A 13,022-nucleotide genomic window follows, 5' to 3' on the forward strand; every position below is an offset into this window, starting at 1 on the left:
CAGCCGTAGGAGCGTCAGCATAGCGCCGGCCGCAGGACGGGACGCGGGACCGACTGTCCCCGTCCGCGGCGGTCCGCATGTCTTGCGTCAGGATGGAAGTCGACCGCCCGAGATGGCGCGCAGTTCCGCTTCTCGGCAATCCGGCCGCAGATCGGCGATGCGATAGAATTGGCCAGTATCAGCCCGAGTTGGCCCGGAGAAAGTTGCGTCTCTTCAGCTCCCTCAATTGCGTGGAAGTTTGTGAATTTCCAACCTGACCGGCCCGCCCCTGTCACAACTCGTACAGAAAAGCGCGCGCTCGACCGAACTGAACAGAGCACCCTTTCCATAGCGCTCGATGAGCCCGGCAGGCTTTACCGTCGCATGGTGCGAACAGGATCTGCACCAGGCCCGCAACACATGCCATTCGCGAAGATCTCCGAGCGCCACATCAAGACCGGCGTGAACGCTGCCGTCGATGATGGTCTGTGGCGGAATCTTCACCTCGCCTGGCGTCAAGATTTTCTCCATCACATGCCGGCTGTTGTAGTGGATCAGCAGCATGCCTGGCCGGCGCCGGATGGCGGCCTGCCAGGCTGCCTGACTCACCATTGAATCCGGAGAGCGCGAGATGGTTTCCGACAGCGCCTGCTCGTCGCGATCCCAAACCTCGATCCGAAAATTGTCTTCCGCTGTTTTTGCCATAGCTTCGCCGGCCAGCGCGATTGACGCCGAGCCATGGTCCTTTGCTGCTCCAGATCACGCTGAAATAAGGAACATATTCCTCTCCCGTCAAGAGCCTGCTTGACTCTTTGTTCTCATTTTGTTCACATTGACAGGATTGGGTCATAGGAGGCGAACCATGGAACTTCGCTTGAACATCGAGGGAGCAACACCCCAAGAGCTCGTGCGTGGCATCGCGGCAGCTGAAGCAGTGTTTGCACGGGCCGGCATTACAGCTTTGCAAGGCGCGGAAGGGCTGTTTGCGTCGGAAGGGTGGGATATCAAAGGCTTTCCAGAAGACGACAAGCCTACCGAGGACGAGGACCGGGCCGCCACCGTCTGGCTGGAGGCCGACGAGGCTGCGTCGGCTGCATGTTGTGCGGGCTGGCCGGAGGACAAAGTTCCGCACCATCAGGTCATGGAACTGATCAATGTTCCCCGCACGAAGCTGCAAGCCGAGGCGATTCCAGACACCTGGCCGGAGCGGAAGCAGCTCTATCCTGTCGTCGTCAAGCGGCTGGAGATCACGACCGGGCCGGACCGCCAGATCGATTTCGATATTGCTTTCGTTCTGGGTTGGGTTCCCGAGCGGCCGATGCTGGACCGGGTTGAGCCGCTTTCGGAAGACGGAGATCGTATCCCCTTCTTCACCAGCGACCTTGCCCAGGTGGAAGAGATGGCTCGCAAGGCACTCAAGGACTGGACAATCGAGATTGACCGAGATCCCTGTGATGCCCACGTTTTCGACCCGGCGGCCAGCGATGACGGTGATGAGTTGCGCATGGCGGCATGGCGTGATTTCGACGGCTCGTTGCATATGGAGAAGCCACCGGCAAATCCTGCAATCGCGCTGACGCTGGCAATGATGCGCGGCCAGTCCATGCATTTCGAATAGTGGTCAAACGCAGTCGTGGCTCACCAACGCCATCGGTCATTGACCGCGACTGGCCACACCAGATTGCGCTGCCGGATCGGGAAAATGGAAAGGCGCGAGGCGTCTGGCGCCGCACGGGCGAATACGCGCCGGTTCTCGATCTCGGGCCGCTCAACGTACCAGAGATCTTGCGCAGCTAAGTCACGAGCTTTCGGGGCGAACTGTCTCCACCGAGAGCGATCCAGCGGGAAGCGGACGCAGCAACTCAGCCTCAGGCTTTGTTAGATTGATCCAGGCCGCCCAATCCTCGGGCCGAAGAACGACCACCTGCCGGTTGTGATATGGGGCGACATCCGGCCCAGGATCGGTCGTCAGCATGGTGAAGGTGGGCGGCTTGTTACCGGCAGCGTCACGCCAAAGCCCTGCGACGGCCATGAAGGGAGAGCCGTTGAGCGTGAAGCGATGTTTCGCCTTTGGATATTTCGTGCCTGTGAACTCGAAGAACGCGGACGCGGGAACGAGGCAGCGTTTGCTATTGGCGAACTGCCGGCCTTCGGAGCGGAAGTTGAACACCGGCCCGCCTTTTGGTCCAGTCGGCGGAAATCCGAACGTCATCGATGTCAGTTCGATCGTGTCATCACCAGCACGCATTATTGGCGCCGGGTCACTGATGCGGACGTCATCCGCCTGGGGCAAATCAAGTTCGGTTTGGTGGCTGGGGATTTTGAGCGCCAGTGACGCCATCATCCGGCAATATTCAGCCCAGAGTACATGCTGTTCGTAATCGTTGCACATGGGAGGCTCCGGACCTGGGCGACCTGTTTACAGTAAGGCTATCGAGGACACGATGAGAAGCGGTTCGGCGCTCAACTGAACGGCTCCCGCTCAACGAGGATGTCTGCCTCCTTTGCGGCCTCAACGAAGGCCTTGCGGGCGTCGCGGGTTTCTTTCAGGCCTTCGAGTACGCCAAGGCAGGCTTTGCGGGCAGCGACATGTTTCTTGCCCGTTATCGCCGGCCATCGGTTCAGTAAGATGTCCGCTGCCTGGGCTACTCGGTCCACAGTGTAGACCGTGTTCCTCGACCTGCCGAGCGCAACGTGAACAGGCTTTTCAAATCGCTGGTCTTGCACGCTAACCTCCCGAACCCGAACGCGACTCAATTCGAGATGAAGCGATAGGTTCCCTTTATGCGAGCCGAAGACCCGGTGACCTCTGACTTCGGAGCAATCGTTTCCGAAATCGGCGGTGATATGTCGGCGCTCGGTGCAGCCACAATGCCGTTCAACTCAGAATTCTTCTTAACGCCCGCTAAATAGCGGCGAACTGTTGAACCGGATGAGCAATAGAGCGAACTCAGATAATATGCGAGTGTTCAAGGTCGAGTTTTGACTGTATTGTGGCAGGACGTCTGGGGAACAATGTCCAAAATGGACACAGGGAATCGATCTGCTCTCAGAACAGAGGTGCCGGGCAGCTTCTCTGCCTTTATGAATTTGGCGCTATTGAGCGTTCAGTCCAAGCACCCTGAAGTTGTGATTCGTATTTCCGGATTAGTTCTTCGGATTCCCAACTTGGCGGACCGGCCGGGATTCGATTCCCAAAGACGTTCTTCACGCACTCTACGGTTGGCGGCCAAAGTGACTCCGAGGTCAACGCTGGCCTCGGTTCTGACTACGAATAAGTCAGGACAGACTCTATAAATCGATAGCACGGGAGGGACAGTCTTTGCGTAATAGGATTTCAGCGGCCTCATGCTTGGCTGTGATGCCGATTTGGATGGCGGGGTGCGGCCTGAACGTGCCCCAAAAGGAGCTGTTTTACGCGAACGCGGTGGATGCGCAGGGCCGTTCCCGAAGCGGCAAGTTTGAAAGCAACGTGATTGCCAATATTCGCTGCGAGATCACGAAGGGAATCTACGATGCGGTCAATACCGGCCATATTCCTTGGATTGCTGGCTATGGTACCACGATCTCCCTCAATTTGATCTGGGAGGAGGCATCCAATCTAAGCCCAGGATTGACGTACTCGGATCCGATTGGGGCCTCCAAGTTGTTCACTCTTGGCGCCGGTTTGAGTTCGTCAGAGAAGGCAACAAGAAATGAGGCGATAACGTTCACCCTTGAGAATGCAGTTCTTCTGGAGGATGCGCTGGCCACGCGCAAAGCGCGTGGCAGTCTCGATTGTTCGGTTCTCGCGCCGGGTGCGAGAGTCGAGAGCGATTTGAAGATCGACGAGTTTATCTACGATAAGGCAACGATAGCGGGCGGGGGCGTAGCCACGACCAAGACCATCGACTATCCGCAGTTCAGCGTATTCCAGGAGACGCTTACATTTGTAGCCACTCGCACTGGAAATGTTACGCCGACGTGGAAGCTCACTAAGTTCACCGCAAATCCAAGCGGCCCGTTCCTGGGCGCGAGCCGCGTGAAGACGAGCACCGTTATTGTTACGTTGGGCCCTCTTGCAAAGGCGGCGAGCCCTGCGGGGCCGGCCGAACTTTCGTTGCAAGCGCAAGTTCAACACGACGCAGCCCTCACCGCTGGAGCAACGGCTGCGTCCATTAGCAGTCAGGCAAGATAGAAAGGGATTTGTAGATGGGCAAAGATGAAAAGAATGGCGACGACGGAGCAGGTCTGTCCCTGGACAAAGAACTGCGTGTAAAAATCAACGGGAGGGCCTATTTTCCGCTGGATACTCTGGTCGCCAACCTAAATCCATGTGCCGGAAAGATGGATGGAGCGTCTTGCGGAACAGGATGCGTCTGCCGTGCGGGGCAGTGCTACTACACCCTCTTTCAGCTGGAACAGAAGGGATTTAGCGTCAAGTAAGGCTGGCGCTTGGACTAAATGCGCTTTGGGCTCCGAAGGGAACAAGGTTCTCAGTTTGCGGCCGCCAACGGGAGGCGCACAATGGCCTCCCTTGGCACGAGCGGCTGCGATGGAATTAGCTTCGGCTAATCTGTATTGCCGCCGACATCTTGCGAGGTCCCGGCTACGGGCCGAGGCCCTCAGCAACCAGGCGCCCTCCTGCAGCGGGAGCCGACGCTACGTCTTGGGGCCACTTCTACGCCGTGACCAAGACGACGGACGATAGATGATCATAACAGTCACCCCCCGGAGGTCATTCGGAAGGACTCGCTTTCGCGGCGCTGACGCAACTGTCCTTGAGAGGTATGCGAAATGAGCAACGCGGAGATCTACCGCGATAGTCTGAGCGCTTGGCGGGCATTGGCGTCAATCGGCGGCCTGGAACCGACTGGCCGCGACGAAGACCTGCTTGCACAGCTCAAGCAGCGGATCGATCCGGGCGCCGAGAGTCTGGAACAGGCATTGACCAAGACGCCAGTTGCTCAGTTCGTGACGGCCCTTCTGGCAACGATCCAACCGTTCGCCCAAATGTTTCGTGACATCCTCGCTTTCTTTGAGAAGGCCGGCGCACGCGATGGCCAAGCCCAATGGAGAGTCAGCGTCGGCGACGAGATGGCCGAATTCAAGCATTTTGAGGAGTTTCTGGAAGCGTGGAATTCGATTGACTTCGATATTGATGTTCCCGCTCTCAGCGAGGCAGACGCATTCGCGCTAAACAACGCGCGGCTGAAGCTGGGCGACTATGACTACTGGCGCACGAGGAAAACAGAAGCTGGCGGTCTCAACGTGATTGGCGTGCCAGATGTGGATGAATGGTTCGCTGCTTATGACGCCGGGTATTATCTGCCGCTCCCGCGGAGCTTATCTCCAGAAATCCAACCGCCTGGATTGGACGAGGCGGCGAAAGTGATCATGGCGGCCTTGCACGTTATACGCGAGCGTGGCCTGTCCAGGGACGCAATGTTGGAAGAGCATCGTTCCCGGTCGCATCGCTCGGACCCATCCGACGCTTTTCATCCTTGGACCATCGCTCAGTCTGAAACTGACTACTGGCTTCGTTCCGAAGTTCTGTATCTGGCCAATCTGCTTGCGGAGCCAGATGACACTAAAGCGGCCTTCGGTGCCGAACTCACACGGACCTATGCCCCGTTTGGGCGCAGACGTTTCAGCTCAACGATCGAGGTCAAATTCCTCGAGCGGATCCTTTCTCTTCCCGCATGGAAACGTCGGTACGAGTTTTATGGTGTCTGGGTAGCGACGCAGGTCATGGACGCCCTCGAAGACCACGACGTCACGATCAATCATGACGGTGGAGCGCTTCGCTTTGCCTTCACCGAGACGCGGCTAGCAGATATTGCAAGCTCACGCCCGTTGCTCAGTCTCTACGCGGAACGTAGGAGCCCGCTCAGTAACCCGGTCGGCAAGTCTCGGAAGAACGCTACGCAACCGGATTTCGGCATCTGGACGCGTGATACCACGGACGCCACGTGTGTGCTCGTGGTTGAGGTAAAGCACTACAAGAAAGAGTCGACCACAAATTTTGGAGCGGCGCTCGCCGACTACGCCAAAGCACACCCCCAGGCCAAGATTGTGCTGGTAAACTATGGTCCAGCCACCGGCGACTATGCTGGGCTTTGGGGCGCAGACAAGGACCGCTGCACCGTCTTGGGAGACTTCAACCCAGATGTCCCGGCAGCAAAGGCGACGTTTCGCCAATTGGTACGCAGCGTCGTGGGCGAACCGGTAACCTACGCGACCGCCAGCACGGCACTAACAACCAGCTGCGCAATCGCACTCGACGTCTCGGCATCAATGTCATCAATTCTCGAGAGTGCCTGGTTCTGGAGCCTGCTCGATGCTCCTGAGCATGACGACCTAGACTTCGTTCTCATCGACAATGTTGTCAGGGGAAGAGTCAAGCGCCGGCATTTGCGGGAGTGGATCGCAGTGGAAAAGCTGGGGCAGTCAACGTCCCTGTTCGCTCCCATTGTCGAACTTCTGGCGAGCCACGAGACAATCACCCTCGTAACTGATCAGGATGGTATCGCTGGTTTGGCCAGCCTGAACAGCACACCCGTTGAGTTGGTGGATGCTCACCAACTGGTTCGTCTGCTCCGATTGGTGCGGCGCGAGTGACGCTGGGCGGCATTCTGATGGCAGCGAGCCGCCCCGGATGAAAAACGCCGGACGTCGGTGCACCTCATCCGGCAGATCGCCCTGACCAGCCGCCCCCGAACCGAGACGATCAAGCTCATGTAGTCGGAGGACCGACACGAATTCCAGTTGCCTGTGCCTGATCGACAGTAAGCAAGGAGCTTCCATCCGTCCCATCGGTATCCCTCTGGTCGAGTATATCGAGGAACGCAGAAAGCACCGTCCCCCGCCTATGTATTTCCTGGCCCGCGAACGGAGAATGACGCCTTTAGTGGCTTCGCCAAGGCCGACGCACTCGACCACGGGTCCGGAAAGGCCGCACTCGTTCGCTTCCTCCTGCACCCGGCGGATGGTGTGCTAGAACCGACCATTCTCGGTTTGCGGAATAGTGCGAAGACAAACAGGTCATGCCGGCCATAAGGATGACCGCTTGATACCGGAAGCGTATCTCGGGGCAGGACGCAACAGGGAACTAGGATGCGAGCGATCTTGACGCGTGGTGAGGAAATTGTCGTTGCTTTCGATGAGGCTTGTGCGGCCCTCGATGCGCTTCGACTGGAACACTATGAGGATGTCGCTCTCCGGAGTATCGTCGAGCGTCTCGGGTCTCGGGTGGAACGGTTCTTTAAGTCTGCGCTCTTTCCCAACGCGGTCCCCAGCGACACTTTCGACAGCCTCATCAATCGCCTCAAGGCAAACGGCGTTGATAAAGCCACGCGCGGCCAGCTGCATGCCCTCCGCGAGCTCTACAATCACGCCAAGCATGATCCGAGCGTTCCCGTGCGCCTAAAGCGCGCCGCTGACACTGTTGGTGCTGGGCGCGTTGCCGTACAGGCGCTGATCGACGCAGCTATCGGAGTGACTGCCGCCCCGGTCGAAAGGGTGATCAGCCGGTTATTGTGGGTATCAGCCTATGATGTCTATACCGGCGGCGTCACCGAGGTGTACGTCAGCCTCCCGCTTCCCGATGACATCTTCGCCACCCACCTCGATGTCGTCTGGATCAAAGGTCTCGAGTGGGACGCCATGAAGGCAGACCTGCTGGCGGCCGGCTCGTTCTATTACGGTAAGGAACATTTCGATCCGACAGTGTACGACCGATTTATTGAGGGCGACTTTCTAAATGCTGGTGTGTGGGACGGCGATTATCGGCACCTCATCCAAATCCTGGCGAAATACGAGGATAGATCGACAGCGTCGCAGCTGCTTCCAAACCTTCGGCGGGATCACATGGATCTTGCAGTTCTGTCCGCCATCGCCCTCGCCGCCGTTGATGTCTCCAGCGCGGCGACGGCGCCAATTTCAAGTATTGACCTGCGAACCGAGATCTTGAAACGCGCCGACCGGGTATATGCAATGCCCCACGAGCGGCCGTGGGTTCAGGAAGCCGCCACCGCAGTGGCCGAGCTGGTCGTTCAGTTGCCGTTCGCGTCGTGGCAACAGCTCAGTGGACCCTTTTGGAACCTGTGGAACCCAAAACCCATCGTCGCCGCGATCTCGCCCGTCGGTGAGAAGACAGCACGCTACTTGATCGATGACGCCAATCGGTTGGTTATCGTCTGAGGTTTGTATGGCCCGAAGTGGTTCTGTCGCGGCAAGGACCTCGCGAAGGCACCGACGAAATTGGGAGCGACGATGAGCCGGAGGCAAAGCCATGCACGGTTCACGATATCAGGGCTTGATATTCGCGCTTATCCACGCGCGACACGTGTCCTGGTCGAGATTATTTCGCGCGATCGCTTCGTAGATCAGCTATCGCGATAAGGTGTGAGTAATAGCTTCAAACCAATAAAATCTTTAAGCGTCAGCTGATACTGGATCTCGGCGGCGAAATCCGCCGCGTCCTTGCTGAAATAAGACGTGGTAAGCGTCATTGCTGCAGTGACGCGCTCATGCTGAGCCACCCCATAAAGCGCGCGGACGACACCAACGTCGACCGGGTTGTCCGGCGCGTAACGCTTGCACTCAACAATATATAGGAACGACCCGAAGCCGTCCGCCTTAGCCAGATAGAGATCCTTGCCGCCATCACGGGTTTGCGGCGTGATCGTGACCTTGTAGCCCTGTCGTTGGAACAATTCGGCGGACAATTCTTCGAACTCGCGTGGCGTCAGTGCATGGACCAGATCCGGATCCTGGCCCACCGCTTTAAGCAGCGCGTCGCTCACGAAGCGGACGTCCGAGATGATGGTCTTTTCTTCGTGGCTGCCCCGCGATAGCGGTCGCCCGTAAGGGTCGACCAAGCCTGGTAGGGCGAGCGGGTTGAACAGGTCCGCCAGGGCGTCGAAGTTGCGCACGCTGCCCGCGCGCCATTCATTGGCAAGAATATGGGCGAGGCGCGGTACACCTTGGGACGCGGCCCAGAGCTTTCCGAGCACCTCGTGGGGCAAGGGCTGCCCGAGTTGGGCCTCCAGCAGCAACCCCATATCCTCGTAGCTTAGCGGCGTAATGTATACGGGTCGGCCAACGTTGAGCGGCTCCGTCGTGGCGATGATGGCTGCGAAACGCCATGGCCCAGTGCCGAGCCGCTTGATGCCTTCGAGCAGGTCGCCCCTGTCCATGCGCTCGCCCTCATCGATGATGAGGAGGTTTCGCCCGCGGGAACTCCGGAAGATTTCGGCGATGACATCGACGGCATCCACGAGTGGAAAGCCCGGGCTCCCGCCAAAATGCTCAATCGCACCATCGAAGCGTTCAGGCCGGTCGTGCATCAGCGACTGCAGCAAGGTAGTCTTGCCGGTGCCGTGAGCGCCGACCAGCTCGATGATTGGATCGCCATCGCCAAGGGCAGCCAACAAATTCTGCAGCACCGGCGTGTTGCGCACGTACCCGGCCGGCAGCGGCTGGCTCCATTGCTCCTTTAGCGCACGGGTCATGGACGTGGCATAGATCATTCGTTGCATTCAAAATCAACTCGGCGAAGCTAGCGGGGGAGCGTCCTCGCTCCTAGTGAAGCCGCGCTGAAGCCACACCAGCAACCGCCCGGCGACGCGCCGGGCTATCCAGAATGGATAGCCCTGGGCACGTCCGGCCTGCGGATCAACGTTGTTGAACGGAAAGGGCACACGAACCCCCAGAACGGCGTAGAAGCGCCGTAGCGGTCATTCGCCGCCAGTTCTCGAAAGACCGCAGTGGGCGGGAAGCGGACTGGCCGCTTCCAGCACCAATTTGGCGAAATGGGTATCGACAAGGCCCTGAGCGCACTTTCCGCTGATTGCCTTGGCCGTCCCGAACAGGTTGCTCAGGAGTAGAGCGCTTTGCTCCAGACCGTCACACTGTTTCCGGTCTGAGGATTTCCAAACGTCGGGCCACGTTGGAATCCGGCCTTTGCGAGCATACCCTCGCTCGGACTATTTTCGGTCCGTACCGTGCATTGAAGCAAACGTGCCCCATCTTTACGCGCGCGGTGCTCTGCCGCTTCTATCAATCGTCCGCCTCGACCCTGGCGAACAAAATCCACATGTGTGGTCACGTGCGAAATCTCGGCCTGATACCACTGCACGCGCTTGAGTTGAGCACAGCACACGACGCGCCCGTCTTCCGAGAGGTCGACTACGTACTCGTTCGCATGATCAAGAACACGCTGGGCGTCGTACTTTATCGCAAGTTGGTTCTGCGCATTCAGCTGCTCGGCAATCTGGGAAGCGTGTGTCCGCTCCATTGCTATAGCCCTGCCTTCCAATGTTCGTAGATTGTTTTGCGGCGCGCAAACGCCTCGGGCCCGCCTTCCATGATCCTGATGATTAGCTTCTGGGTGTCGGCGGCGTCGATGCTGGCAGAGGAAACGGCAATCCTGTCATCGGATGCGCTGAATGCGGAGACAGACTCCGAGTCTCCCAGTACCGGGAAGTTTGCGTTGTGGGTCGCGAAGATGAACTGCCTGTTGGATTTGATCTTGCGGATGCGCTTCACAACTTCTTCGTAAACCGTTTGACTGTCGAGGTCGTCTTCAGGCTGGTCGATGAGAACGAGGTCGTGTTCCTGCTGGCTCAGCAAAAAGAGCATCATCGCGGAGGCACGCTGACCGAGGGAATGTGAACGTAGAGGGCGTTCGTGATAGTTGATTTCGTAGGTGTTGGGCACCTGGAAGGTCAGGAGCGTGGGCAGCGCCCTCAGGAAGTATTCACGAAAAGCATCTGCACGTCCTTTCGCCAAGGCTGCTGCCTCGTCGAGGTTGGCGTAGATAGCCGCGAAGTCCACGTACTTTCCACAGATGGCTTCGATGCTCTCACTTCGTACGCTGCTACCCTTGAGGGCGGCCTCTAGCCGCATCGTGAAGGCTTTCTTGTCGCCCTTGAACGTCGGGGTGATCTTTAGCTCAGATTGGACATTATTGATCTTGTCGAGGGCGGCGGCCGTCACCCGATACTCTTCGAGCCACTTTTCATTGAGCGCACTGCTCGTGTTGGCGACGAGTTCTCTACGGTCCGCAGCCTTAGAGGTTGCGGTCACGAGCTCAGCGATCTTCCCTTCGATCACCGTTTTTCGGTCAGTGCTCTTGAGATAGTCATCGGGCTGAAGCGCGGTAACACCTTTGTCGGCGAGCGCTTCGAGAAGCTCGCGCTCAACGGAGGCAAACTCTTCCTTGAGACCACTGATCGTGCCGTTCAGAGCGGCGTGCTTTTCGCCAAGCTTGTCGCGGACGGTGTCGATGGCTGTTTGAACAGCCTTGATCGAGGCTACAGACGCTTTCAGTTCGGCGAGAGCTAGCGCGTAGTCGGTGAAGAAAGCGGCGTTGTACTTTGAGCCGGGGACAGCGAGGGCATCGAGCTGCTCGATGCCCTCGTCGGTTAGATCACCGACGGCTTCACTCCAACTTTCCGCCTTTTCATCGACTGAGGTTACGAACGAGGCGTCTTGATTATAGGCAAGCTGCTTTTCCAGCTTGTCCTTCACACCATGCTTGTCAAACTGTTCGATCTGGTATTCGAGGGCAGCAAGCTCCTGGCGAAAACCGGTAAGTTTTTCGGTGTCGGTTTGGATCGCCTGCAGTAGCGTAACCGCAGACTTAAGCTCACCAGCCTTAGTCGCAATCGACTCACGGATAGACCGCAGAGATTCACCGACTAGCTTCTCGACCAGGTCTTTTCCAAAATCCTGGCCTGCGGCCGAGAGGTCTTTTTGCCCGAAGTAGAGCGGGTTTCGGATCACACTTTGTCTGACGGCGACTCCACTCCGTAGGACGCCGTTCAGGTAGACTTCCGGGTCGTGTCCCAAGATCCTGCGAACCTCATATTTTGATCCGAGGTGATCAACCGCCTCGACGATAACGCGACCGCCACTCTTCAGTACGAACGGAACTAGGTCTTCTTTGTACTTTCGATCTTGGGGTCTATCGCCGAATGGAATGTCGAGCGCCCATCGAAGGCATTCGAGGGCGGATGACTTTCCACTGCCTTGGATGCCAATCAGACAGTTGAGGTGCGGCGAGAGCGGAATACGGACACCATCCAGCAGCCCGCCTTCAAAGCGTACGGCCTCGATATAGCCGTGTGTCAGTTTGAGTGCAGCGCCTGCTGCGCGGAACTCGAAATCGCGCAGAGCGAACTTCACGGCCTCGAAGGTGAGGTCACCGAGCTTAAGAAAGGTGTGCTCGCCTTTGCCAATCTGCTCGATGCTCTTCGGGTCGCTACCTTCGACTTCCGCCGGGTATTGCGGCCACCATTGTTTGACTTTCGTTCGGCCGACTCGATCCGGCACATCGTGCGTGCGGACCTTCTGAAAGCCGAGGCAGTATTTCTGCACGAGCGGATTGGCGGCCAGCTCCTGCATTCGCCCGCCTTTGACCTCGTTCCAGAGCCCGCTAGATGCCTCAACATGGGCGAATACAACGAGGAAATCGCGGTTGAACTGCTCAAGGGTCTTTAGAGTTGAAACGATGTCTTCGTTCGAGCGGGCATTCTCGTTTTCGTACTGCGCTGGCGTGCGGCCGCTGAAGGTGTTTCCGAGAAACGCGTTGATAAAGTCGTGGCCGTTTTCGAGCCACTCATCGGAAAACACGATGAGGGCGTGGACACCATTTCCTCCATCTTTGACGGACAGTTCGACGCCCGGGAGCAGGCCGATGCCTTCCTGCCTCGCGGCTCTTCTTAGAGCTTTGAATTCCTGGAGGTCGAACTTGTTGTGATTGGTGACCACGCCGAGGCGGATGCCTGCGGCTTCCAGGCCAGCGATGTATGCGCTGACGAAATCGTTGTCTTGCCCTGTATAGGCGAATTCCTTGTCGGCCTTGGTATGCAGATGGAAGTCTACCCGGACCCAGGCGGAACCGTTAGGGAAGAATGTTTCGAAGCTATTTTCCTTCTTTTGATCGTGGAGCATTTCGCACAAGTATCACACCCAGAAGCGCCGCGCGATATGGATCGTTATCTTCATAAATCCAGTATGTTGGGCGTGCTGCCGCGCCCGCCGAGGCGTGCCATCTG

Annotated in this window: 11 protein-coding genes; 5 read left to right on the plus strand and 6 right to left on the minus strand. The window is 57.9% G+C overall.

All coding sequences use genetic code 11. The features are described 5' to 3' along the window. Positions 1–222: 222 nt before the first annotated feature. Positions 223–684, minus strand: a complete 462-nt coding sequence (locus AC1DXU_RS03665; protein WP_477364474.1) for a hypothetical protein — start codon at positions 682–684, stop codon at positions 223–225. 157 nt (positions 685–841) lie between these two features. Here AC1DXU_RS03665 and AC1DXU_RS03670 point away from each other — a divergent pair, with 157 nt between their 5' ends. Beyond that, positions 842–1,597, plus strand: a complete 756-nt coding sequence (locus tag AC1DXU_RS03670) for a hypothetical protein (protein ID WP_477364477.1) — start codon at positions 842–844, stop codon at positions 1,595–1,597. A 180-nt stretch (positions 1,598–1,777) separates the two neighbouring features. Here the strand turns inward: AC1DXU_RS03670 and AC1DXU_RS03675 are convergent, their stop codons facing one another. Together AC1DXU_RS03675 and AC1DXU_RS03680 are read right to left on the minus strand one after the other, a co-directional pair. After that, complete coding sequence (locus AC1DXU_RS03675; protein WP_477364480.1) at positions 1,778–2,371, minus strand: SOS response-associated peptidase; 594 nt, start codon at positions 2,369–2,371, stop codon at positions 1,778–1,780. 71 nt (positions 2,372–2,442) lie between these two features. After that, the gene (locus tag AC1DXU_RS03680; protein WP_477364483.1) at positions 2,443–2,706 is read right to left on the minus strand and encodes a DUF982 domain-containing protein; all 264 of its coding nucleotides are present in this window, start codon (positions 2,704–2,706) and stop codon (positions 2,443–2,445) included. 625 nt (positions 2,707–3,331) lie between these two features. Here AC1DXU_RS03680 and AC1DXU_RS03685 point away from each other — a divergent pair. From AC1DXU_RS03685 to AC1DXU_RS03700, 4 genes are all read left to right on the plus strand, one after another. Further along, positions 3,332–4,156 carry a hypothetical protein gene (locus AC1DXU_RS03685; RefSeq protein ID WP_477364486.1) on the plus strand — a complete coding sequence of 275 codons (825 nt, stop codon included), beginning with the start codon at positions 3,332–3,334 and terminating at the stop codon, positions 4,154–4,156. A 14-nt stretch (positions 4,157–4,170) separates the two neighbouring features. After that, positions 4,171–4,404: a hypothetical protein gene (locus AC1DXU_RS03690; protein ID WP_477364488.1), complete on the plus strand. Its 234-nt coding sequence runs from the start codon at positions 4,171–4,173 to the stop codon at positions 4,402–4,404. 351 nt (positions 4,405–4,755) lie between these two features. After that, positions 4,756–6,579: a hypothetical protein gene (locus AC1DXU_RS03695; RefSeq protein WP_477364491.1), complete on the plus strand. Its 1,824-nt coding sequence runs from the start codon at positions 4,756–4,758 to the stop codon at positions 6,577–6,579. A gap of 507 nt (positions 6,580–7,086) precedes the next feature. After that, positions 7,087–8,160, plus strand: a complete 1,074-nt coding sequence (locus AC1DXU_RS03700) for a hypothetical protein (RefSeq protein WP_477364494.1) — start codon at positions 7,087–7,089, stop codon at positions 8,158–8,160. Positions 8,161–8,345: 185 nt separating this feature from the next. Here the strand turns inward: AC1DXU_RS03700 and AC1DXU_RS03705 are convergent, their stop codons facing one another. The 3 genes from AC1DXU_RS03705 to AC1DXU_RS03715 all read right to left on the minus strand — a co-directional run bounded on the left by AC1DXU_RS03705 (position 8,346) and on the right by AC1DXU_RS03715 (position 12,918). Continuing rightward, on the minus strand, positions 8,346–9,491 hold the full coding sequence (locus tag AC1DXU_RS03705; RefSeq protein ID WP_477364497.1) for a restriction endonuclease: 1,146 nt from the start codon (positions 9,489–9,491) through the stop codon (positions 8,346–8,348). 347 nt (positions 9,492–9,838) lie between these two features. Continuing rightward, entirely contained in the window at positions 9,839–10,258 is a 420-nt protein-coding gene (locus AC1DXU_RS03710; protein ID WP_477364500.1) for a GNAT family N-acetyltransferase, read from the minus strand. Between the two features lie 2 nt (positions 10,259–10,260). After that, the gene (locus tag AC1DXU_RS03715) at positions 10,261–12,918 is read right to left on the minus strand and encodes a TrlF family AAA-like ATPase (protein ID WP_477364503.1); all 2,658 of its coding nucleotides are present in this window, start codon (positions 12,916–12,918) and stop codon (positions 10,261–10,263) included. Positions 12,919–13,022 lie beyond the last annotated feature (104 nt).

The sequence above is a fragment of the Mesorhizobium sp. P3_A10 genome, assembly GCF_056403175.1.

What these genes read in the sequence shown, in the direction of transcription:
- AC1DXU_RS03665 (WP_477364474.1), bottom strand. Translation starts at nt 684, where the DNA reads ATGGCAAAAACAGCGGAAGACAATTTTCGGATCGAGGTTTGGGATCGC.
- AC1DXU_RS03670 (WP_477364477.1), top strand. Translation starts at nt 842, where the DNA reads ATGGAACTTCGCTTGAACATCGAGGGAGCAACACCCCAAGAGCTCGTG.
- AC1DXU_RS03675 (WP_477364480.1), bottom strand. Translation starts at nt 2,371, where the DNA reads ATGTGCAACGATTACGAACAGCATGTACTCTGGGCTGAATATTGCCGG.
- AC1DXU_RS03690 (WP_477364488.1), top strand. Translation starts at nt 4,171, where the DNA reads ATGGGCAAAGATGAAAAGAATGGCGACGACGGAGCAGGTCTGTCCCTG.
- AC1DXU_RS03695 (WP_477364491.1), top strand. Translation starts at nt 4,756, where the DNA reads ATGAGCAACGCGGAGATCTACCGCGATAGTCTGAGCGCTTGGCGGGCA.
- AC1DXU_RS03705 (WP_477364497.1), bottom strand. Translation starts at nt 9,491, where the DNA reads ATGATCTATGCCACGTCCATGACCCGTGCGCTAAAGGAGCAATGGAGC.
- AC1DXU_RS03710 (WP_477364500.1), bottom strand. Translation starts at nt 10,258, where the DNA reads ATGGAGCGGACACACGCTTCCCAGATTGCCGAGCAGCTGAATGCGCAG.
- AC1DXU_RS03715 (WP_477364503.1), bottom strand. Translation starts at nt 12,918, where the DNA reads ATGCTCCACGATCAAAAGAAGGAAAATAGCTTCGAAACATTCTTCCCT.